The organism is Mycobacterium sp. MAA66 (assembly GCF_041261665.1).
Classification (GTDB): Bacteria; Actinomycetota; Actinomycetes; order Mycobacteriales; family Mycobacteriaceae; genus Mycobacterium.
In genome coordinates this window covers 254,201-274,741 of the sequence record NZ_JBGCCC010000002.1, presented here as the reverse complement: position 1 = coordinate 274,741, position 20,541 = coordinate 254,201, and the positions used below count along the sequence as shown (strand labels likewise).

Below are 20,541 nucleotides of genomic sequence, written 5' to 3'. Positions count from 1 at the left end.
TCCAGGCTCCGGGCGGAGCCGATAACGCGCTGAACTAAGCACGCATCCACCCGGAGCCCAGGCAGTGACCGACATGGTCGCTGCCTTTTGTCATTCAAGGGCACCGGACCTTCGCGCAGGTGCCTGTTACCCAGAAAGGCACGTGACCATGAATCTGGCCCAGCTCGAGACGGCACCCGCCACGTCGAATCGGCGGATCCGCAGTTACGGCACGATCCCCAGCCCGCACGAGGTGCTGGCCGAATTCCCGTTGGATGCGCACAGAGCCCAACGGGTGGCCCGCGACCGCGACGAGATTGCCGACATCCTCGCCGGCCGCGACGACCGGCTGCTGGTCGTGGTGGGCCCGTGCTCGGTACACGACCCGGCTGCGGCGCTCGACTACGCCCGCCGACTGGTCAAGGTGGCCGACGAACTCTCCGGCCGACTCAAGATCGTGATGCGGGTGTACTTCGAGAAGCCGCGCACCACCACCGGGTGGAAAGGCTTGATCAACGATCCAGGCATGGACGGCACCTTCGACGTGGCCCGCGGCCTGCGCACGGCCCGGCAACTGCTGCTCGACATCATCGACATCGGCTTGCCGGTGGGGTGTGAATTCCTGGAGCCGACCAGTCCGCAGTACATCGCCGATGCGGTGGCGTGGGGCGCGATCGGTGCTCGCACCACCGAATCTCAGGTGCACCGTCAGCTGGCGTCGGGACTGTCGATGCCGGTCGGTTTCAAGAACGGCACCGACGGCAATGTCCAGGTGGCCATCGACGGCGTGAAAGCCGCTGCCGCCGAACATGTTTTCTTCGGGCTGGACGATCTCGGCCGGGGTGCGGTGGTGAGCACCGTCGGAAACGCGGACTGCCACGTGATTCTGCGCGGCGGCACCGATGGGCCCAACTACGATGCCGAGTCGGTGTGCGCGGCGGCGGCCGCGCTGACCAAGGCCGGGCTGCCTGATCGCATCGTGATCGATTGCAGCCACGCCAATTCCGGTAAGGACCATGTCCGCCAGGCGGTGGTGGCCGGCGAGGTGGCGCAGTTGGTGCGCGACGGGCTCCCGATCAGCGGGGTGATGTTGGAGAGCTTCCTGGTCGCCGGTGCGCAGGCCCCCGAGGCGCGGCCGTTGACCTACGGGCAGTCGGTGACCGACAAGTGCATGGATTGGGCCACAACTGATCTGGTGTTGCGCGGCCTGGCCGGGCCGTCGTCGGACTCAGCAGATCCGAGGTAGCTGTTCGCCGATGGGCAGGTCCACCACTCGGGTGCCACCGAGCGCAGTCCGTGCCACCACCATGCCGCGGTGTTCGGCGACACAGTGGCCGATCACCGTAGCCCGGGCGCCGAGCGGGTGACTGCGCATCGCGGCCAGCACGCGATCGGCGTCGGCCGCGGGGACGAAGGCCAACAGCTTGCCCTCGTTGGCCACCTGCAGCGGGTCCAGTCCCAGTAACCCGCACGCGTCGCGTACCTCCGCCGGGATCGGGAAGCTGCGCTCGTCCAGCGCCACCCCGACCTGCGCGGTCTTCGCGATCTCGTTGAGCGTGGCGGCCACCCCGCCGCGCGTGGGATCACGCAGAACATGGAGGTCGGCACCGGTGTCGATCATGGCGGCCACCAGTCCGTGCAGGGGTGCGGTATCGCTGGCCACCGTGGTCGCGAACGCCAATCCCTCACGACAGCTCATCACTGCCACGCCGTGCACGCCGATGTCGCCGCTGACGATCACGACATCACCGGGCGTGGCCCGCTGCGGACGGATATCGGCTCGAGGATCGACTATGCCGATCCCGGTGGTGTTGATGAACACGCCATCGCCGTGACCTGAATCGACCACTTTGGTGTCACCGGTCACCAGCTTGACTCCGGCAGCCAGGGCGGCCGTCCCGACGGCGTGCGCCACGTGCGCGATCTCCTGCAGAGCGGTGCCCTCCTCGAGGATGAATGCCGTCGACAGTGCCAGCGGCTGCGCACCCGCCATCGCGAGATCGTTGATGGTGCCGTTGACCGCCAGGTCACCGATCGTGCCACCGGGGAACGTCAACGGCTTGACCACGAACGAATCGGTGGAGAACGCCAACCGCACACCACCGACCTCGACCACGGCCGAGTCGCCCATCCCGGCCTCGGCTGCCGGGCCGTAGGCAGGCAGGAACAGGTGCTCGATCAATTCGGCCGACATCGCCCCGCCGCCGCCATGGCCCATCACGATGTTCGGTGCGTCGCGCAGCGGCGCAGGGCAGACCCACGACTCGATGTCGATGGTGGCACCGTTGTCGGCTGCTGACTCAGGCATGTGTCACCTCGAGTCGGCGGTAGAGGTAGTAAGCGGCGCAGGCGCCCTCCGAGGAGACCATCGTCGCGCCCAACGGATTACGCGGCGTGCATTCCTTGCCGAACGCCGCGCATTCGTGCGGCTTGATCATGCCCTGCAGCACCTCGCCGGACCGGCACACCGCCGACTCCGCGGTGTGAATTCCGGTGACCGAGAACCGGTATTCGGCGTCGAAGTCGCGGTATGCGGGGGACAGCCGCCACCCGCTGGCCGGGATCATGCCGATACCGCGCCAGGAGCGGTCGGTGACTTCGAAGACGTCCTGCAACATCGCCTTGGCCGCGGTGTTGCCCTCCGCCTGCACGGCCCTGGGGTAGGCGTTCTCCAACTCGTGCCGGCCGGCCTCCAGCTGAATCACCGTGCGCCGGATGCCTTCCAGGATGTCCAGCGGCTCGAATCCGGTGACCACGATGGGAATTCGGTACTTCTCGGTCAGCGCCGGATATTCGTCGGTTCCCATTACGCAGCACACGTGCCCCGCGGCCAGGAACGCCTGTACCCGGCACGTCGGCGACTCCATGATGGCGGCGATCGCCGGTGGCACCAGAACGTGTGACACCAACAGTGAAAAGTTCTTGATGCCAAGTCGTTTCGCCTGATACACCGTCATCGCATTGGCGGGCGCGGTGGTCTCGAACCCGATGCCGAAGAACACCACTTGCCGTTCCGGGTTGTCGCGCGCAATCGTCAGTGCATCCAGTGGTGAGTACACGACCCGGACGTCACCGCCTTCGCTCTTTATCCGGAACAGGTCCTTCGAACTGCCCGGCACCCGCAACATATCGCCGAAGGAGCAGAAGATCACCTCGGGCCGGCAGGCGATCTCGAGTGCCTTGTCGATCATTTCCAACGGCGTCACACAGACCGGGCAACCCGGGCCGTGGATCATCTCGATCTCGTCGGGCAGCAGCTGGTCGATACCGTGGCGGATGATCGAATGCGTCTGTCCGCCACATACTTCCATGATCGCCCAGCGTCTGCTGGTGGCTGCCCGGATCTGGTCGACGAGCTTGCCCGCCAGTTCGGGGTTGCTGAATTCATCCAGGTACTTCATGGTGTCACCTCGGTTGTCCCGTTGCTTGCCGGCGCGGCCAGTCCGGCTTGTCGCGCCGCGATCGCGAAGCCGTCGCCGAATTCCTCATTGAGCACGCCGAGGTGTTCGAACTCGGCCAATGTCTTCATCGCTGACTCTTCGTCGAGTCGTTGGATGGCGAATCCCACGTGCACGACGACGTATTCGCCGACCGTCGCATCGGGGATGTACTGCAGGCAGACGTCTTTCTGGATGCCGCCGAAGTCGACCACCGACATCAGGGTGCCGTCACGCTCGGCCAGACTCAGGATCTTTCCCGGAACTGCCAAACACATGGGAGTACTCCTTACCTCAGATTGAATTGCCCACCAGCAGTTGGCCGAGCGCGATACCCCCGTCGTTGGGCGGGACGTGGTGGTGGGTGATCACTTCAAAACCCTTGGCGTGCAGGCCGCTCAATGCCAGCCCCAAGAGCAGTGCGTTCTGAAACACACCTCCGGACAACGCGACGACGGATGAATCGGTCGTTTTCGACTCGAGCTCGGCCAAGTGCACGACGAGGTCGGCCACCGCCCGGTGAAACCGCGCTCCGATCACACCGAGTGGAACATCGATGCGCAGGTCGTCGATGACGGCGGCGAGTACTGGCGCAGGCTCGACCAGCACCGGACCGCCCGCCGTGATACCGAATGTGTAAGTCCTGGTGCCGCAATCTATGCCGCGCGATATGCCCTCCAGTTCGATGGCGGCTTGGGCTTCGTAGTCGACAGTCTGTCGCGCCCCGGCCAGTGCGGCCACTGCGTCGAAGAGCCGGCCCATACTGGAGGTCGGCACGCACCCGAGCCCGGTCTGCAACTGATGGCTCAGGACTGCGCGTTCGTTGTCCGGGCAGGCCCGCAGCGGCGGTAGGTCGTCATCCCAGGGCAGACCGGCGGCCCATAGGTGCGCGAGCGCCATGCGATACGGCCGCAACACGCTGACATCGCCTCCGGCCAGCGGTGCATAACGCAGCTGCGCCACCCGCCGGTAGCCCTTGTAATCGGCGAGCAATACCTCGCCGCCCCAGATCGCACCGTCGGGACCGTAACCCGTTCCGTCGAAGGCGAATCCGAGAACCTGGCGGCTGCCATCGAGGCCATGTTCGGCCATCACGGCGGCGATGTGGGCATGGTGGTGCTGCACGGTTCGGATCGGCCGTCCGTCGGCGTTGCGGTGCGCCCATGCGGTGGACCGGTAGCCGGGATGGGCATCGGCGACGAGATTCTCGGGGACCACTCCGGTCAGCTCCTGCAGGTGCTGTTGGGCTGCGTCGAACGCGGACAGGGTCGCCAGGTCGTCCATATCACCGATGTGCTGGCTGAGCCACGCGTACTTACCCTCCCCGACGGCCAGGGTGTTCTTCAGATCTGCCCCTACCGCCAGCGTCGGCGGCACCGGCGCCGGCAACGCCACCGGGAGCGGTGCGTAGCCACGGGACCGGCGAATGGGCATCTCGATGGCCCCGGTCCGATTCTCGGCACCGCCGAGGTCGAGCATCCGCACTACCGAGTCGTCACACGGCACCAGGATCGCCCGGTCGTGCAGCAGCCAGCCGTCGGCCAGTGGTGCGAGACGATCCAGCGCATCGGCGTCGGTGAAACAGATCGGTTCGCCGCCAAGGTTTCCCGACGTCATCACCAGTACCGCGGGCCCCGGCTCGTCACCCGCCAGCCCGAAGAGCAGTGAGTGCAACGGTGTGTAGGCCAGCATGATGCCGATATCTGGGATATGCGGCGCAACGAGATCGGATATCGGCGTGGGTGTTCGCCTGGTGAGCAGCACAATTGGTCGTTGGATACCGGAGAGCAGCTGCGCTTCGGGCTCGTTTACGTCGGCGATGTCGTGTGCGGTCACCAGGTCGGGAACCATCACCGCGAACGGCTTGGCGCGGCGACGCTTGCGCCGACGGAGCGTCGCCACCGCCGACCCGTTGGTGGCATCGCAGGCGAGGTGATACCCGCCGATGCCCTTGACAGCGAGAATTCCGCCTTCGCGCAACAGTTTCCGTGCCAGCTGCAGACCGGCCTCGCCGTCGATGTCCTGAGCGCCGTGGTCCCGAAAACTCAGCGTGGGCCCGCATCGCGGGCAACACACGGGTTGTGCGTGGAACCGGCGGTCGGCCGGGTCGGCGTATTCGCGCGCGCATTCGGGGCACATCGGGAATTCGGCCATGGTGGTGCAGGCCCGGTCATAGGGCAGTGACGCGATGATGGTGAAGCGGGGCCCACAGTTCGTGCAGTTGACGAAGGGGTGTCGGTACCGCCGGTTGCCCGGATCGCGCTGCTCTGCTGCGCAGTCACCGCACATCGCGACATCGGGAGAGGCCAGGGTGCGACCGCCCGCCGAGCGTGAGGTGTCGGTGATGACGAATCCGGTACCGCCCCGCAGCGGAATATCTTGTTTCTGAACAGATTCGATGACGGCAAGCGGCGGCGGGCGGTCCTTCAACCGGTCCAGGAAGTCCCCGATGGCGGCGGTGTCACCTTCGACTTCGACGATCGCCCCAGAGCTGTCGTTGCGCACCGACCCACTCAACCCGAGCGCCGCGGCGCTCGTGTAGACGAACGGCCGGAAGCCGACCCCCTGGACGACGCCGTGCACACAGATGCGTAGTCGTCGGCGCGTCATGGCTCTGCTCCGTCGCCGCTGCCGATCAGTTTCAAACCGTCCAGTGCTGCCGCTGCCCCCGCTGCGTCGGTCTTTTCGACGGCGAAGCCCATGTGGATGATCACCCAGTCGCCGGCGCTGAACGTCTCCTCGGGAAGCATCCCGATATTCACTTTGCGCGGTTCGCCGGCCACGTCGACGAGTGCGAGCTGGTCGCCGTAGCCGTCCAGCATCCGGATGACCTGTCCCGGTATGCCCAGGCACATCGGTCAGCCCTCCCGGGCCGGGGTGCGGTTGCGCAGGTCCGCGACGACGCTTTCGACGGCGCGGGCGGCGGCCGGGACCGCGGCGGACACGGCTTCGGACAGTCCCATACGTTCCTCGACATCGGCCACCTCGCAGCCCACGACGACCGTGTAGGGGGCGGCTCCGCCGAGTGCATTGAGGCTGGCGAAAACTGTTGCAGGATCCATCGCGTGGGCATCTAGACCAACTGCCGCCGTGAGAGATTGGTGATCGGCCTCGAAGACGTGCAGGGTGCCCGGCGCGCCCCGAGGAGGGAGCGCGTCGACGAGCACCAGCGCATCCCACTCGGCGAGCAGGTCGTAGGCGAGGTGCATACCCCGGATGCCGTAGTCCATCAGTTGGACACCCGGCTCCGTTGAACCGACGTACCGGAGCACCTCGGGGCCGAAGCCATCGTCACCGAGGAAGATGTTGCCGATGCCGGCTACCAGAATCCGTTGCGTGGTGCTGCCTCCATCACATTCGCCGCATGCGCAGGTAACGTCGCGCATCCGGGATGGAGCGGATACCGACGACGCCTCCGCCGACAACCACTACCGCGACTACGACAACGGCAATCCAACCCACTACTTCCATTGTGATTTCCCTTCACTCAACGGTTCGACTTCGTCGGGTGCGAAGTACAGATACCGGCCGTACCAGTCGTGCAATTCGGCGGCCGGGTCATCCTCGAGGACGACGCCGATTTGCTGGTCGCCATCGACCGTCTCGTGCACGCAGGTGACCCGCGCGATCTTGTCGGCGTAGAAAAGGTCCTGCGCGTCAGCCCGCCTGCAAGGATGCAGGCGGACCCGGCTGTCGCGACTCACCCGCACCCCGTTCACCAGTACCGCGTCGACGTCCGGGGCAACTGCGCTGTCCACCAGTGGATCCCACCAGTCGATGCCTTCGGGGATCTCCGGTATCAGCGGTCGGGTTTCGGCGCCGGCATGTGGATTGCGCAGCACCCCATGCAGATTCAGCAGCGCCTCCGGGGACATCGCGTCGCAGCGGTTGATGATCTGCGCGGCGCGCGGATCGGTGGCCCGGGCCTGCGCCTTCTCCTCATCGGTCATCGTCATCACACGCAACGTCAGGATCTCATCGATCTCGGTCGAGTCGAAGAGTGCGCCATCGCTCTGTTCGGCGATCTGCGGGTGGTCATACAGGATGATCGGCGAGACCAGCATCAGCGTGGTGTTGCCCGGCGCACCAGCCAGCACCGGGAAACAGCGATGCTGCCGGCAGCGGCTCACCGCGCCGGCTGCCGAATCCGGCGGTTCCAGCAGCGACACGAACTCACCGCCGGTGACTTCCATGATCAGGTGGGTACCGATCAGCGAACGAGCGATCGCGATGTTCTTATCCGTAGGTGTCGCAGCGGTATTGCGTACTTCCAGGCTGACGCGCAGCAGGCCGTCATCGGGCTCGGAGCGCACCGTCAGCTCGGCGTGCAACTCTTCGCGGGTCCGGACCAACCGGCCACCGTCCACGGTCTCGACGTCGGTGCCTCCGGCGACGGAGATCGGCACCGTCTGCGCCGTGGCCAGCTCCGATTCGCAGAACGGACCGAACGACAGTTCGCGTTCGGTGGCCTCGTCCCAGGTGAGCCAGGTTCGGCCGGCCATGGTCAGCTCGCGGACGGCTTCGAACCCGTTTTCGGTGAGTCGTTGCACTGCGCGGTGTTGCAACTGCAGGAACCGGACCACGATCTTCAGTGCCGTGTCGGGACCCGGGCTTACCAGTAGTTGAGCCGACAAGTGGTGGTCCTCGCCGAGTCCGAGTTCGGCTGCCTGCTGCGGGCCGAGCACACCGAACTGCCAGCGGGACTGGTTCTTTCCCGACGTGGCCCGATACGGATAAAGCAGATAGCCCTCGTAGAGTACCGCATCGGCAACGGCCTTGGCCTGCTCCCACCCGGCGGTCATCGGAGGTCCTCCGCCCCCTGCGCGACCAGCAACGCCGTTACGGCGTCGTCGAGCCCGAGCAACGCGTGCCGGGTCTTGTAGTCGGCAAGTGCGTCGATGGTGTTGTGGTGCAACCGGATCCAACCGGTATGCGGGAAGTGCAATTCGACGAGATCGCGCCACACCGAGACCGGCATGTCATAGTGATCCTCTCGATCCCAGGGCACCGGGCTGACGGCGAAGCCGCTTTGCCCAGCGGTGAAAACGGTTCCACTGAACAGGAATTGCAGTGGGATGTTGCCGTCGCGCAGGGCGTGGAAGAACTTGGTAGCCGTGACTTCGAAGTCGTATGTGCACGCCAGGGGCAGCTCGACCTGGGTGGCACCGGTGAAACCCGGCACCATGACCCCGGTGTGTTGCCACAGGAAGGTGTGTTGGGTGGTGCTCCATCGGTCGCGGGTACCGAACAGGTCGAGCAGCGCTGCCGCCTCGTCGTCGGTGTAGCCGTGGTGCAACGGTTCGATGCGGACCTGGGCGCGCAATGCGATGGCGTGCACCGGATCATCGCCGACCGCTGCGATTCCGACCCGTGCGGTGAGCATCGGTGCCACCGCGTAGGGCTGGGGGAGTACGTCGAGTACGGCGAAGGTTACCTCGGTCATGGCGCCACCACCTTGCTGCGCTGGCTGATCGCACCGAAGAATTCGTCGATGAACTCGTGGACCTGCTGCCCGCCGTCGAAGCCGCGCCAGAGCGTCCGCAGCCGGCCCACGAGCTCGTAGCAGGCATCGATGGGCACCAGATGACATTCGATGGGGCCCGCGTCTTCTGTTACCCGCAGGATCAGCGCTTCGGTGTCGTCGATGAGCATGTCGATGCGCGGGTCCGCGACCCGGATGTCGTCCCAGATGCGTAGGTCCAACTCGGATTCGGTGGCGCCGGCCGGACCCGGATAGAAGGCGAGCGTGCGGCCGAGGATGGAGTTGCGGAAGAAGAAGGCCAGGCCAACCGGGATCTGCAGCCGCTCCCAATCGCGGCGGCTGAGGGCGAATTCGGGGAAGGCCAGGTACCGATCCGGGACGGCGCGGTAGCGCAGCGCCGCATCGACGTCGGTGAACAGCAGGTAGCAGCCGCGGCAGACGCACATCAGTTGTCGGCCTTCGACATTCACCACGTGCTGGTGCTCCTCGGCGATCTGCTCCGAGCACATCTCGCACCGTTCGCCGGCAGCCGCGGGCGCGGCCCGTCCGGCTCGGATACGCGCCAGCACGTCATAGGCATCGGTCATGGCACACCGGCCGTGGTCGGTGCGGCTTCCATCGCGATGGACAGCACGCCGTCGCGGACGAGCACCGGCAGCGGTTCGAGATGTTCGGCTGCCGTGGCATTGTCGTCGACACAGGTGCCGGCGTGCACCACGTCGAAATGGGCGTGACAGCGGGGACAGCGCAACACCGGGTCGGCCGACCCGACGCGGCGGTGCAGCGCGGCGCCGGCCAGCGACTCCCCGCAACGTCCACACCGGTCGCGGTAGACGAACCAGTTGTCGCCGAGCCGGCAGGTCAGCACCGTGCTGCCGGCCACCCGAAACCCGGCGACCTCAGTGTGTTTCAGGTCGGCGAGCTCAGGTACGGGATGCCAGGTCGACCCAGTGTGGTCGTTGCGGTGGACCCGACTCAGCAGCGACTCCGCCGGTATCACCCCGGTTTTGGGTTCGGCCGTGACCACCTCGATGGTGCTGACTTCCGGCGCGGCCGCGCGGATCGCGTCCTCGACCGTGAGCTCCAGCGTCACTGCGGACGACGGGCAGCTCTTGCAACTGCCCGAGAACTGCAACCGCACAGCGGCGCCGTCGGGACCGTCGGCAACGCTGAGCACGGCGACGTCGCCGCCATGTGAACCGAGGTAGGGCCTGACCTTGTCCAGCGCGTCCTCGATGCGCCGTCTGGCGTCGTGTGGGTGCAGACCGTGCACCAGCAGCAGGCTGGCGATCAGGTCATCGGCGGTGAACCGTTCCGAGAGTGCCGGGGCCGCATCGACTGTCAGTCGCATGACACGTTGCAGTGCAGCACCATACAGATCGGTGACCTCGCCGATCAACAGCTCGGCCCGCTCGCGGGCCAGCGGCCCGCTCGCCGAACTGGCGTCGAGCAACGTCTGTATCCGGTCGCCCGCCGTGCGCCAATGTGCGTCGTCCTGGGTTACCTCGGAGTGTGACAAGCCAGGCGCGCCCACAGACTAATCCCCGGTGATGGACTGCGTTGGGGAGTGCAATCGCTCCAAGGTCTTTCCCCCACCCAGGTACATGTGCACTCCGCAGGGCAGGCACGGATCGAAACTTCGCACCGTACGCATGATGTCGATGCCCTTGAAGTGCTCCCGGTCGTTCTCCTCGAAGATCGGCTGACCCTGCACGGCATCCTCGTAGGGTCCGGGCGTGCCATAACTGTCACGGGGATTGGCATTCCACGGCGTCGGCGGATAGGGGTGGTAGTTGGCGATCTTGCCGTCCCGGATCACCATGTGATGGCTGAGCACACCGCGTACCGCTTCGGTGAATCCGCACCCGATGGCCTCATCGGGCACCGTGAACTTCTCCCACGTCTTGGTGCGGCCCGCGCGGATCTCGGCGAGTGCCTTCTCCGCGAAATGCAGTGCGCAGGCGGCCGCGTAGGCCTGGAAGTAGGTGCGGGCACGGTTGCGCTCGATGGTGTTGCTACCGTGCGTCGGGATGTTCCATTCCAGTTCGACGGGGCCCTTCAGGATGGTCTTGGGCAGGTTGATCTGCACACTGTGCCCAGTCGACTTCACGTAGCCGATATCGACCAGGCCGGCCAGGGCGGTGGACCACAGCCGGGCCAGCGGGCCGCCACCGGTATCGAGGGCCAGGTGATCCTTGCCGTCGAACCAGCGCGGCGACATGACCCAGCTGTACTTGTCGTCCATGTCCCGCTTCTGCGGATGTGGGTTGGTGTGCTGGTTCCACGGGTGCCGGCGATCGATGGGGTTGCCGAGGGGGTCCTGCTTGACGAACATCTCCTGATCGGTCCAGTCGTCGTAATACGAACTGCCCAAAAGGATTCTGATGCCCAGGTTGATATCCACCAGCGAGTGGGTGACCAGCTTGCCGTCCACGACCACACCGGGGGTGACGAACATCGCGTTGCCCCAGCGCTCCATGTCCTTGTAGGCGAAGTTGCAGACCTCGGGATCCTGGAACGAGCCCCAGCAGCCGAGCAGGGTGCGACGTAGCCCGACCTGCTCGTAACCCGGGAGGGCCTCGTAGAAGAAGTCGAACAGGTCGTCGTGCATGGGCACGACCTTCTTCATGAACTCGACATAGCGCATCAGTCGGGTCATGTAGTCGGTCATCAGCTGGACGGTGGCCACCGTGCCGACGCCGCCCGGATACAGCGTGGACGGGTGGACGTGGCGACCTTCCATGAGACAGAACATCTCTCGCGTCCAGCGGCTGACCTGTAGCGCTTCCCGGTAGAACTCGCCGGTGAACGGGTTGAGCGTGCGCATGATGTCGGCGATGGTCCGGTAGCCGTGGGCATCGGAGTGTGGTGCCAGCGTGGTCTCGGCCTTGGCAAGCACAGTCGGGTTGGTCTCGGCGACCATCTTCTCGCAGTAGTCGACGCCGACCAGGTTCTCCTGAAAGATGTTGTGGTCGAACATGTATTCCGCGGCCTCGCCGAGGTTGACGATCCATTCGCCCAGATGCGGCGGCTTGACCCCGTAGGCCATGTTCTGGCAGTAGCACGAACAGGTGGCGTGGTTGTCACCACAGATGCCGCAGATGCGGCTGGTGATGAAGTGCGCGTCCCGCGGATCCTTGCCCTTCATGAAGATCGAATAGCCGCGGAAGATCGACGACGTGCTGTGGCATTCCACCACTTCGCGGTTCTCGAAGTCGATCTTGGTGTAGATGCCGAGGCTGCCGACGATCCGGGTTATCGGGTCCCAGGCCATCTCGACGAGTTGGCCGGGCTCGTGTTTGACGTGGGACGGTTCCGGAATGATCGTTGTCATGGACTTCGCTCCCTAGCAATACTTTTTCGCCTTGCCGGTGGCAGAGCGGCGGGGAACCCCGCACCTACCAGGTGCGGGTCGCTCCCGTTTCCAGCTTCGTGCCGCGGTGGCGCCAATGTGGTTCCTTGTCGACGGTGCGGCCGGTGACGTGGCGCAAGCTGCGGATCACCGATCCGTACAGACCGGATGCGGCGGTGGACACCTTGCCGCCGGGCGGCTCGTCCATGAAGGGCATGAACTTGTCCGGGAATCCCGGCATGGTGCAGCCGATGCAGATGCCGCCCACGTTCGGACAGCCGCCGATGCCGTTGATCCAACCCCGCTTCGGTACGTTGCACTTGACGACCGGGCCCCAACACCCCAGTTTGACAATGCATTTGGGCGATCCGTACTCGTGCGCGAAGTCGCCCTGTTCGTAGTAGCCGGCCCGGTCACAGCCTTCGTGCACGGTCGCGCCGAACAGCCAGGTCGGCCGCAATGCTTCGTCCAGCGGAATCATCGGCGCCTGGTCGGTCGCCATGTACAGCAGATAGGTCAGCGTCTCTGCCAGGTTGTCGGGCTGTATCGGGCAGCCCGGGACGCAGACGATGGGGATACCCGCCTTGCTCTTCCAATCCCACCCGAGGTAGTCGGGCACACCCATTGCGCCGGTGGGGTTACCGGCCATCGCGTGGATACCCCCGTAGGTGGCACAGGTGCCGACGGCGACCACCGCAGTTGCCTTGGGTGTCAATCGATCCAGCCACTCGCTGGTGGTCATCGGCTGCCCGGTGGCGGGGTCGTTGCCGAACCCGCACCAGTAGCCCTCGGTGTGCAACTGCTCGTTGGGTATCGATCCCTCGACAACCAGTACGAACGGTTCCAGTTCGCCCCGATCGGCCCGGAAGAACCATTCGAGGAAGTCGTCCGCGCCTCCATTCGGTCCGCATTCGAAGTCGATAAGAGGCCAATGCACGGCGATTTTGGGTAGACCGGGGAGCGCGCCGAGCGCGATCTCCTCGATGCTGGGCTGAGTGGCGGCAGTCAGCGCCACGGAATCGCCATCACAACTCAGACCGGCGTTGATCCATAGCACGTGGATCAACGCCGACTCTGCCTTGACTGCTGCCGAAGTAGGCATATCGCAGTTCTTTCCGGGACGGGCTGGGTCCCTACGTCGAACTTTCGGGGACTGGTTGCTGAATCCCATTCGCCGCAGGAGTCGACGTTCGGCCCGATACGCGGCGCTGTTCTCCGGTCTACTCCGGGGAAATTGGCTTGTCAACGGTGCGAGGTAACCTGCCAGCGAACCGATACGCGGGGGCCGCGAGTCCGTTTACCAATTGGCATCGACGTCAATCTGACCGTGTCGTCGAGATCGACACAGACCTAGCGAAAATTGCTCGGATTCAAAACAATTCAGTTTGCGGTCCGGCCATTGGTCTCGTTGATCGGCGGACCGCGGACCTCACTTGGCGGCGGTGGTCGCTGCGCCGGCGGCGAACCGGCGTAGCCAACCGAACCATTCCGTCATGCCCGCACCCGTCCGGGCGCTCACCGGCAGGATCGTCGCGCTGGGATTGACCATCCGCACATGTGCGACATAGGTGTCGATGTCGGCATCGAGATACGGTGCCAGATCGATCTTGTTGAGCAGCACCACGTCCACCGCGCGGAACATCACCGGGTACTTCAGCGGCTTGTCTTCGCCCTCGGTGAGCGAGTAGACCATCGCCTTGGCGTGCTCGCCGACGTCGAACTCGGCCGGGCAGACCAGATTGCCGACATTTTCGACGATGACCAGATCAAGGCGCGTGAGATCCAGACCCTGCAGCGCCCGATTGACCATCGGCGCATCCAGGTGACATTCGCCGCCGAAGCCGTTGTCGGTATTGAGCAGCGACACCTGCGCGCCTCGGCCTGCGAGCTTGGCCGCGTCGAGGTCGGTCGCGATATCGCCCTCGATGACTCCGACGGCGATGTCGCCGGCGAGCTCGTCGAGCGTTGCGGCCAGTACCGTCGTCTTGCCGGATCCGGGGGAGCTCATCAGATTGAGCGTGCGAATCCCGTTGCTCTCGAACATATTCCGGTTTATGTTTGCCCGCACGTCGTTCTCGGCGAAGATCGATTCCAGCACGTCGATCCGTTGCGACCCGGTTTCGTAGCCGCTGTGGTCCCCGTGGTCGTGGTCGTCATGGTGGTGATCGTGGTCCTCGTGTTCGTGGGTGTGGACCGTGCCGTCGTCGTGCCGGTGAAACCTACCCATCGTGGACACCTCTCATGGAACGTCGGTCTGTCAGGACACGTCTAGGGACGTCACCTGGAACTCATTGCCGCTGAGCACCTGGACGTCTCCGCTGTCGCATGCCGGGCAACATATGGACCAGCGCGACGCGATCTGTGACTGCTGCCCGCATGACCGGCATGCCACTTCAGCCGGGACCATCTCTAGCTCGAGCCGAGCATCGGGCATGCACTCGTATTCGCGAATCAGGCTCCAGCAGAAGGACAATGAGTCGGGAACTACTTGCCGGAGGGCGCCGACCTGCACTCGTACCACGTCGACGTGTTTGTCGGCGGCGTACGGCCTCACGACACCGGCGATTGCTTGACATAGCGACAGCTCATGCACTGAACTTCACCGCGCCTCCACCTGACCGGTGCTCGTCCCACTCGCCGCAGGACTGCTCCGGAACGTGTATCAACGCTATCCCTCAGCCCTGGCTCGCAGGTATGAATGCGCGTGGAAGATCGCAAACCCGGTATGCGAAATTCTGATTGTCGAGGGTGGTGTCAGCGAACTAGCCTGGTAGCTACCGACCAGATGCGCACGGCAGGCCCACCGCGCGCACAGTCTTTCTGCGGCTGAAGGCAAAGCTGATCGCGACCGCGTGCCGGATCGTGGGACCGACCGGAAGGGAAGTCATGATGTGCCTTGCGTTTCTCGGCCGGACATACCTCGACGCCGTCAGCCTCGCCGGTCAAGGTGTTCCGGGGTGACACCGACGCCGGCGGTTCCCAGCGCCGTGGACGATCGAGGCGCCGAGATGTTCGCGCGTTATGCGTACGCCCCCAATCATCTTGGTTACTGCGGTCCGCCGGAGCCGGCCGATTTGCGTAGTGGATCCGCTACGCGGGTGCGCGCCGCGGCCCAGAAATTCTCGGGCGCCTGGCCGTACCTGCAAGTGCTGTCCAAGATGACCGGGATTGCCGACCCGCTCGATCACCGGCTCGTCGAATCCTATTGGCTTGGTGGCGGTGTCGGGGCCGGACTGGATCCCGGGGAGTTCGCACGCGAACTGCTTGCCGTCATCGGACCGCGTGTTGGTCAGTACTGGTCGCATCTGACTGCGGACCTCACCGAAGAAGCGGCGGCCAACCACAGTTTCCATGTGTTCGGGGTGTACCCGTGGTCTCGGCTGCTTGGCCGGGGACTGGACGAGCATCCGCTACGGATCCTGGAGAACTGTCGAATCAGTTGGGCCACTGTGCTTTCCAGGTCCGGTGGCGATGTCGAGGTGCAGGCGCGCCGGCTGTCGTGGGACGGTCACGAACTCCGATTATCTGAACCGTCGCCCCTGCGACTGGACATCTGGGAGGACGGATACAGCGCGCTGCCCGACGTGGGTGTGGGCGATCGAGTCGCGGTGCATTGGGGTCGGCTCTGCGGGAGGCTCACCCCGAATCAGGATCGGGCGCTGCAGGACAGCACAGTACGCCAGCTGCGCGTCACCAATCAGCGGCTGCAGGAGGTGGACTACCCATGACGGCCGCAGGGGAAACCAGACGGTCCCGATTGGCGACGGTCAGGGCGGCACTGAGCCGGGATGAATGGCTGCGGATGGCGGTTATGGTCGGCGTGATCGTGGTGCTGCATCTGATCGGCTGGATCACCCTGGCTGCGTTCGTGGCCCCGCAACACTTCAATCTGGGCGACAAGACCCTGGGGTTGGGAGTGGGCTTGACCGCGTACACGCTCGGATTACGGCATGCCTTTGACGCCGACCATATTTCGGCAATCGACAACACGACCCGGAAGCTGATGGCGGACGGGCAACGGCCTTTGTCGGTGGGCTTCTACTTCTCGTTGGGGCATTCCACCGTCGTGTTCGGGCTCGCTCTGCTGCTCTCGATCGGCGTCAAGGCGATCATCGGGCCTGTCGAGGATGACGGCTCGGCGCTGCACCACTACACCGGGCTGATCGGCACCAGTGTGTCGGGCGTTTTCCTACTGCTCATCGCGATCATCAACATCGTGATTCTGGTCGGCATCATGAAGGTGTTCCGGGAAATGCGTTCGGGCAGCTACGACGAAGCCGAACTCGAAGACCAGCTCAACAAGCGGGGATTGATGAACCGGATGTTCGGCGGCCTGATGAAGTCGATCACCAAGCCCTGGCAGATATATCCGGTTGGGGTGCTGTTCGGTCTTGGCTTCGACACCGCCACCGAAGTCGCCCTGCTGGTGCTGGCCGGCACCAGTGCTGCCGCCGGGCTGCCCTGGTACGCGATCCTGTGTCTGCCGATATTGTTCGCCGCCGGCATGAGTCTGCTGGACACCGCCGACGGCACGTTCATGAATTTCGCCTACGGTTGGGCGTTCCTCAAACCCGTCCGCAAGGTCTACTACAACATCACCATCACCGGCCTGTCGATCGCGGTCGCCCTCATCATCGGCGGTGTCGAATTGCTCGGTCTGCTGGCTCAGCAGCTCAACTGGACGGGCAGCTTTTGGGACTGGATCAACGGCCTTGACATGAACTTTCTGGGCTTCGTCATCGTCGGGCTCTTCGCGGTCACATGGATTGCGTCCCTGCTGATTTGGCGCTACGGCAAGATCGAAGAAAAGTGGTCGGCCAACGTATCGCCTCCGTCCGCGGACGCAGTGAGTCGGTAACAAAAGTGGCCCCATCCGCGAGGATGGAGCCACCTGTGCACAGAAGTGCTACGACGCGCGGCGAATGCCTCGTTTCAGCAACAGGTCACGTTCGCTTTCGCTGAGCCCGCCCCAGATGCCGTACGGCTCTCCGACGGCCAGTGCGTGCGTTCGGCACTGGGTGATCACCGGGCAGGCCCGGCACATTTCTTTGGCGCGCAATTCACGCTGAGCCCGGGCCCGGCCGCGCTCGCCGTCCGGATGGAAGAACACCGAAGAGTCGACGCCCCGGCAAACACCCTGCATCTGCCAATCCCAGATGTCGGCGTTAGGTCCTGGTAGCTGCTGCGGCTGTGGCATTGGGATAACTCCTCCCTGCGCATCCTGTCGCTTGCCTGCGGAGCGCGTGAATCTTGGAAATGATCCGAGTGCTAGTCGCCAATGACTACTCGTGCACACAAACTAGAAGGAGCTGGGAAATTCAGTCAATAGCCCCGCGCTGTGCGAAAGGACATAATCCCAGCTCAAGAGTTTACTTCATGTTCATCTGATCGGGGTTTACCGACTATGGCAACGAATTCTGCAATATTCGAAGTAGCGCATAGTCGCAGTTCGCGGAAAATTCGCCCAGGTGGTTAATTCAACATTTTTAGTAAGCACCACTAAGCGATTGACATGCTGTTAACGTGCTGCGCACAAACTGTTAACCAAAGTTGCTCGGGCAACCTGTGCGTTGGGTTACACGCAGGCGTTGATACCGTGCGGATCCGATGACAACCGCGATGCTCGCCGAGGCCGCGTTCGGCCACACACCGCAGTCTTGGCCCTTGCCGCGCGCCAGTTCGGCTCGTGAGCTGTGGTGGCGCGCGATCGCCGCCGGAGGCCAGGGCAGGTACGCGAGCGCCCTGGCCGATCTGGAAACGCTGCGGCGGCTGACCCGCGGACCGCTCGCCTCGCTGACGCTGAGCACCCGGGCATCGTTTCTGCGCCAACTCGGCGGACACGATCTGGCCCGCACCCTGGACGGCCAGGCCTGGGCGCTGGCCACCGACCCGGAATCGAGGGCCGATGCGCTGATCGGCTTGGCCGCCGATGCGCTGGGGGTGGGGCGGTTCGCCGCGTCGGACCGGCTGTTGCAGCGGGCCCAGTCACACGTCGAGGACAGCGGCGAGCCGCGTCTGCGGGTGCGGTTGGCGTGGGTCAATGCCGAACTGGCGATGGTCAGTGGTGCCGGTTCGGTCTCGGTCGAACACGCCGAACGCGCAGTGCACCTGGCCGCCTCGTTCGGCTCGGCGCGGCACACCGTCAAATCCGACGTGGTGCATGCCGCGGCGTTGTGCAGCGCCGGCCGGTTCGACGAGTCTCGGGTGGTGGCCGACCGCGCCCTGCGGGCCGCCCAGGATCTCGGCTTGGTTCCGCTGGTTTGGGCGCTGTCCTGCCTGCTCGGCGACATTGGCAGCGCCGATCACAGCGTGGCCGAGATCGCCCGGATCCGCGATGCCGCGGCGAACACGGTGCGCGACAGGGGAGGAATGTGGACGGGTCGGTGACGCCGACCACGTCTGAGCATTCACTACTGTTTAGCTGACACCCTGTTGGCCGGCCACGTCCGTAACGCTGGAGATATCGCGCACGATGACATTTTCGGGAGAAGGTCTCGATGCTGTCGTTGCTGATGCTGTCGCCGGCGATCGCGATGCGCTGCGGACGGTTTTGGAAACCGTTCGCCCGATCGTGCTGCGTTACTGCCGCGCACGTGTCGGCGCCACGGAACGCAGTGGATACTCGGCCGACGATGTGGCTCAGGAGGTGTGCTTAGCCGTGATCACGGCGCTGCCGCGGTACAAGGACCAGGGACGTCCGTTCCTGGCCTTTGTGTACGGCATCGCCGCGCACAAGGTGGCCGACGCGCACCGGGCCGCCGGCCGCAACCGGGCCGACGCCACCGACACCCTGCCGGACCGGCCGTCAACGGAGGCGGGCCCGGAACAGTTGGCACTCGACGCTGACTCGGCGGCCCGAATGGACCGGCTGTTGGCGGTGTTGCCGGACAAACAGCGCGAGATCGTGATCCTGCGCGTCGTGGTCGGGATGAGCGCCGAGGAGACGGCTGAGGCGGTCGGGAGCACACCGGGCGCGGTGCGGGTCGCCCAGCACCGGGCGCTGGCCAAGCTGAAGTCCGAGATCGCCGCCACGGAGCGTGGCCATGCCTGACTTCGGAGGGTGCAAGCCCAGCGGCGGTGATCCGTCGCTGAACGAGATCAACCGGGCCGACCGTTTCCTGGACGCGCTCGCCGCGAAACAACCGGTGTACTCGACCGACCCCGCTGAGGCGGAGTTGGCCTTCCTGCTCGCCGACTGGCGCGACACTGTTCGTGACCCCGCCCCGACCGTCCCGGTGACGGCCCGCGATGCGGTGTCCGCGCTCAATGCTGGTCTGACCAAACGACATTCGCGTGGGTCGTGGTTGGCCGTCGGTTCGACCGCTGCGGCGCTGTTGTGTATCGGAGGGTTCGGGGCGGCGATCTACGGCGCCGATCCGGGCGACACCTTCTACGGTGCGCGCACCGCGTTGTTCGGAACCCAGCGGGTCAGCGATGACCAGGTGATGCTTGCTGCGCAGACCGAGATGCAACAGGTCCAGACCCTGATCGACCAGGGGCAGTGGGAGCAGGCTCAGGACAAACTCCAACAGTTGAGTCCGAAGGTGCAGAGCGTCGATGCCCCCGAGCACAAACAACAGTTGATCGAGCAGTGGAATGCGTTGACCTACAAGGTCGTTGAGCAGAATCCCGCCGCGATGCTGCCGCCGGCCGGTGAGCCGCTGCCACCGCTACCGTCCTCGCCGCTGACGCTGCTGCCGGTGCCGGTTATCGTGCCGCCGGCCGGGTCTTCGTCGGCCTCCTCGACGACGCAGAGCACGTCGACCGAAACGACCAGCACGTCGAGTTCGCCGGACGGCACCACCTCCATTCCGCCGGACGGCACCACCTCGACTCCGCCGTCTTCCACGTCCTCCTCGGCTCCGTCGACGGCCGAGACCGCCACGCCGACGAGTTCGGTTGCGGCGACTCCGTCGTCGACCTCGTCTTCGGAGTCGGCGTCCTCGACAGCTTCGTCGCCATCGGCATCGCCATCGTCGACTGCGTCATCGTCGTCTTCCGCGCCGTCGACCTCGTCATCGGCGTCGCCATCACCGTCGCCGACCACGAGCGCGGCCACCAACACGCCGACAACGTCTCAGGCGCCGGCCGCTGCCACGGCCGACACGCCTGTGGCTACCAGCGTGACTGTGACCCAAACGACCACTTCGACCTCACCGATCGCGATTCCCTCACCCGTCACGACGGTCGCGACGACGCCGTCGCGGGACATGTCGCCGTCACACGGCTCGGGTGTGTTGGGTCAGCTGCCGGGATTGCCCGCGCTGCCGCGGCCGACCAGTCAGCACTGA

General features: G+C 65.0%; 21 protein-coding genes. 6 read left to right on the top strand and 15 right to left on the bottom strand.

What is annotated here, in order from left to right:
* Positions 1-148 precede the first annotated feature (148 nt).
* Positions 149-1,225, top strand: coding sequence for a 3-deoxy-7-phosphoheptulonate synthase (locus ABIA30_RS07780; RefSeq protein WP_370065436.1), 1,077 nt, complete (start codon positions 149-151; stop codon positions 1,223-1,225).
* On the opposite strand, the gene hypE is transcribed toward ABIA30_RS07780, so the two are convergent.
* The 14 genes from hypE to ABIA30_RS07710 form a co-directional block, all read right to left on the bottom strand.
* On the bottom strand, positions 1,208-2,287 hold the full coding sequence (hypE, locus tag ABIA30_RS07775) for a hydrogenase expression/formation protein HypE (RefSeq protein WP_370063847.1): 1,080 nt from the start codon (positions 2,285-2,287) through the stop codon (positions 1,208-1,210). The two genes, ABIA30_RS07780 and hypE, sit on opposite strands and share 18 nt — an antisense overlap.
* Entirely contained in the window at positions 2,280-3,380 is a 1,101-nt protein-coding gene (hypD, locus tag ABIA30_RS07770) for a hydrogenase formation protein HypD (RefSeq protein WP_370063845.1), read from the bottom strand. Before hypD ends, hypE begins: the two co-directional genes overlap by 8 nt.
* Complete coding sequence (locus ABIA30_RS07765; RefSeq protein ID WP_370063843.1) at positions 3,377-3,694, bottom strand: HypC/HybG/HupF family hydrogenase formation chaperone; 318 nt, start codon at positions 3,692-3,694, stop codon at positions 3,377-3,379. Before ABIA30_RS07765 ends, hypD begins: the two co-directional genes overlap by 4 nt.
* A 16-nt stretch (positions 3,695-3,710) precedes the next feature.
* Positions 3,711-6,026 (bottom strand): carbamoyltransferase HypF, encoded by a 2,316-nt coding sequence (gene hypF, locus ABIA30_RS07760; RefSeq protein WP_370063841.1) that lies wholly within the window; start codon positions 6,024-6,026, stop codon positions 3,711-3,713.
* Positions 6,023-6,271, bottom strand: a complete 249-nt coding sequence (locus ABIA30_RS07755; protein WP_370063839.1) for a HypC/HybG/HupF family hydrogenase formation chaperone — start codon at positions 6,269-6,271, stop codon at positions 6,023-6,025. Before ABIA30_RS07755 ends, hypF begins: the two co-directional genes overlap by 4 nt.
* Positions 6,272-6,274: 3 nt before the next feature.
* On the bottom strand, positions 6,275-6,802 hold the full coding sequence (locus ABIA30_RS07750) for a hydrogenase maturation protease (protein ID WP_370063837.1): 528 nt from the start codon (positions 6,800-6,802) through the stop codon (positions 6,275-6,277).
* A 75-nt stretch (positions 6,803-6,877) separates the two neighbouring features.
* On the bottom strand, positions 6,878-8,218 hold the full coding sequence (locus ABIA30_RS07745) for a hypothetical protein (RefSeq protein WP_370063835.1): 1,341 nt from the start codon (positions 8,216-8,218) through the stop codon (positions 6,878-6,880).
* A complete protein-coding gene (locus tag ABIA30_RS07740; RefSeq protein WP_370063833.1) occupies positions 8,215-8,859 on the bottom strand; it encodes a DUF6084 family protein in 645 nt (214 codons plus the stop codon). Before ABIA30_RS07740 ends, ABIA30_RS07745 begins: the two co-directional genes overlap by 4 nt.
* On the bottom strand, positions 8,856-9,485 hold the full coding sequence (locus ABIA30_RS07735) for a DUF5947 family protein (protein ID WP_370063831.1): 630 nt from the start codon (positions 9,483-9,485) through the stop codon (positions 8,856-8,858). Before ABIA30_RS07735 ends, ABIA30_RS07740 begins: the two co-directional genes overlap by 4 nt.
* Positions 9,482-10,432 (bottom strand): NifU family protein, encoded by a 951-nt coding sequence (locus tag ABIA30_RS07730; RefSeq protein WP_370063829.1) that lies wholly within the window; start codon positions 10,430-10,432, stop codon positions 9,482-9,484. The genes ABIA30_RS07735 and ABIA30_RS07730 overlap by 4 nt, the downstream gene beginning before the upstream one ends.
* A gap of 3 nt (positions 10,433-10,435) precedes the next feature.
* Positions 10,436-12,232, bottom strand: a complete 1,797-nt coding sequence (locus ABIA30_RS07725) for a nickel-dependent hydrogenase large subunit (RefSeq protein ID WP_370063827.1) — start codon at positions 12,230-12,232, stop codon at positions 10,436-10,438.
* A 64-nt stretch (positions 12,233-12,296) separates the two neighbouring features.
* Positions 12,297-13,352: a hydrogenase expression protein HypE gene (locus ABIA30_RS07720; RefSeq protein ID WP_370063825.1), complete on the bottom strand. Its 1,056-nt coding sequence runs from the start codon at positions 13,350-13,352 to the stop codon at positions 12,297-12,299.
* Positions 13,353-13,679: 327 nt separating this feature from the next.
* On the bottom strand, positions 13,680-14,477 hold the full coding sequence (gene hypB / locus ABIA30_RS07715) for a hydrogenase nickel incorporation protein HypB (RefSeq protein WP_370063824.1): 798 nt from the start codon (positions 14,475-14,477) through the stop codon (positions 13,680-13,682).
* A gap of 30 nt (positions 14,478-14,507) precedes the next feature.
* A complete protein-coding gene (locus ABIA30_RS07710; RefSeq protein ID WP_370063823.1) occupies positions 14,508-14,843 on the bottom strand; it encodes a hydrogenase maturation nickel metallochaperone HypA in 336 nt (111 codons plus the stop codon).
* 364 nt (positions 14,844-15,207) lie between these two features.
* Here ABIA30_RS07710 and ABIA30_RS07705 point away from each other — a divergent pair, with 364 nt between their 5' ends.
* Positions 15,208-15,978: a DUF6390 family protein gene (locus ABIA30_RS07705; protein WP_370063822.1), complete on the top strand. Its 771-nt coding sequence runs from the start codon at positions 15,208-15,210 to the stop codon at positions 15,976-15,978.
* The gene (locus ABIA30_RS07700; protein ID WP_370063821.1) at positions 15,975-17,108 is read left to right on the top strand and encodes a HoxN/HupN/NixA family nickel/cobalt transporter; all 1,134 of its coding nucleotides are present in this window, start codon (positions 15,975-15,977) and stop codon (positions 17,106-17,108) included. The genes ABIA30_RS07705 and ABIA30_RS07700 overlap by 4 nt, the downstream gene beginning before the upstream one ends.
* 48 nt (positions 17,109-17,156) lie before the next feature.
* Here ABIA30_RS07700 and ABIA30_RS07695 read toward each other — a convergent pair whose 3' ends face one another.
* Positions 17,157-17,447 carry a WhiB family transcriptional regulator gene (locus ABIA30_RS07695; RefSeq protein ID WP_370063820.1) on the bottom strand — a complete coding sequence of 97 codons (291 nt, stop codon included), beginning with the start codon at positions 17,445-17,447 and terminating at the stop codon, positions 17,157-17,159.
* A 410-nt stretch (positions 17,448-17,857) separates the two neighbouring features.
* Here ABIA30_RS07695 and ABIA30_RS07690 point away from each other — a divergent pair, with 410 nt between their 5' ends.
* The 3 genes from ABIA30_RS07690 (at position 17,858) to ABIA30_RS07680 (ending at position 20,541) form a co-directional block, all read left to right on the top strand.
* Positions 17,858-18,637 carry a hypothetical protein gene (locus ABIA30_RS07690; protein WP_370063819.1) on the top strand — a complete coding sequence of 260 codons (780 nt, stop codon included), beginning with the start codon at positions 17,858-17,860 and terminating at the stop codon, positions 18,635-18,637.
* An 85-nt stretch (positions 18,638-18,722) separates the two neighbouring features.
* Positions 18,723-19,301: a sigma-70 family RNA polymerase sigma factor gene (locus tag ABIA30_RS07685; protein WP_370063818.1), complete on the top strand. Its 579-nt coding sequence runs from the start codon at positions 18,723-18,725 to the stop codon at positions 19,299-19,301.
* Entirely contained in the window at positions 19,294-20,541 is a 1,248-nt protein-coding gene (locus ABIA30_RS07680; protein WP_370063817.1) for an anti-sigma-D factor RsdA, read from the top strand. Before ABIA30_RS07685 ends, ABIA30_RS07680 begins: the two co-directional genes overlap by 8 nt.

Excerpts from the sequence above, each read along its gene's own strand:
- ABIA30_RS07695 (WP_370063820.1), bottom strand. The coding sequence starts at position 17,447 with ATGCCACAGCCGCAGCAGCTACCAGGACCTAACGCCGACATCTGGGAT.
- ABIA30_RS07735 (WP_370063831.1), bottom strand. The coding sequence starts at position 9,485 with ATGACCGATGCCTATGACGTGCTGGCGCGTATCCGAGCCGGACGGGCC.
- hypF (WP_370063841.1), bottom strand. The coding sequence starts at position 6,026 with ATGACGCGCCGACGACTACGCATCTGTGTGCACGGCGTCGTCCAGGGG.
- ABIA30_RS07725 (WP_370063827.1), bottom strand. The coding sequence starts at position 12,232 with ATGACAACGATCATTCCGGAACCGTCCCACGTCAAACACGAGCCCGGC.
- ABIA30_RS07765 (WP_370063843.1), bottom strand. The coding sequence starts at position 3,694 with ATGTGTTTGGCAGTTCCGGGAAAGATCCTGAGTCTGGCCGAGCGTGAC.
- ABIA30_RS07685 (WP_370063818.1), top strand. The coding sequence starts at position 18,723 with ATGACATTTTCGGGAGAAGGTCTCGATGCTGTCGTTGCTGATGCTGTC.
- ABIA30_RS07750 (WP_370063837.1), bottom strand. The coding sequence starts at position 6,802 with ATGCGCGACGTTACCTGCGCATGCGGCGAATGTGATGGAGGCAGCACC.
- ABIA30_RS07755 (WP_370063839.1), bottom strand. The coding sequence starts at position 6,271 with ATGTGCCTGGGCATACCGGGACAGGTCATCCGGATGCTGGACGGCTAC.
- ABIA30_RS07720 (WP_370063825.1), bottom strand. The coding sequence starts at position 13,352 with ATGCCTACTTCGGCAGCAGTCAAGGCAGAGTCGGCGTTGATCCACGTG.
- ABIA30_RS07690 (WP_370063819.1), top strand. The coding sequence starts at position 17,858 with ATGACAACCGCGATGCTCGCCGAGGCCGCGTTCGGCCACACACCGCAG.
- ABIA30_RS07740 (WP_370063833.1), bottom strand. The coding sequence starts at position 8,859 with ATGACCGAGGTAACCTTCGCCGTACTCGACGTACTCCCCCAGCCCTAC.
- ABIA30_RS07780 (WP_370065436.1), top strand. The coding sequence starts at position 149 with ATGAATCTGGCCCAGCTCGAGACGGCACCCGCCACGTCGAATCGGCGG.
- ABIA30_RS07680 (WP_370063817.1), top strand. The coding sequence starts at position 19,294 with ATGCCTGACTTCGGAGGGTGCAAGCCCAGCGGCGGTGATCCGTCGCTG.
- ABIA30_RS07745 (WP_370063835.1), bottom strand. The coding sequence starts at position 8,218 with ATGACCGCCGGGTGGGAGCAGGCCAAGGCCGTTGCCGATGCGGTACTC.
- hypD (WP_370063845.1), bottom strand. The coding sequence starts at position 3,380 with ATGAAGTACCTGGATGAATTCAGCAACCCCGAACTGGCGGGCAAGCTC.
- hypE (WP_370063847.1), bottom strand. The coding sequence starts at position 2,287 with ATGCCTGAGTCAGCAGCCGACAACGGTGCCACCATCGACATCGAGTCG.
- hypB (WP_370063824.1), bottom strand. The coding sequence starts at position 14,477 with ATGGGTAGGTTTCACCGGCACGACGACGGCACGGTCCACACCCACGAA.
- ABIA30_RS07700 (WP_370063821.1), top strand. The coding sequence starts at position 15,975 with ATGACGGCCGCAGGGGAAACCAGACGGTCCCGATTGGCGACGGTCAGG.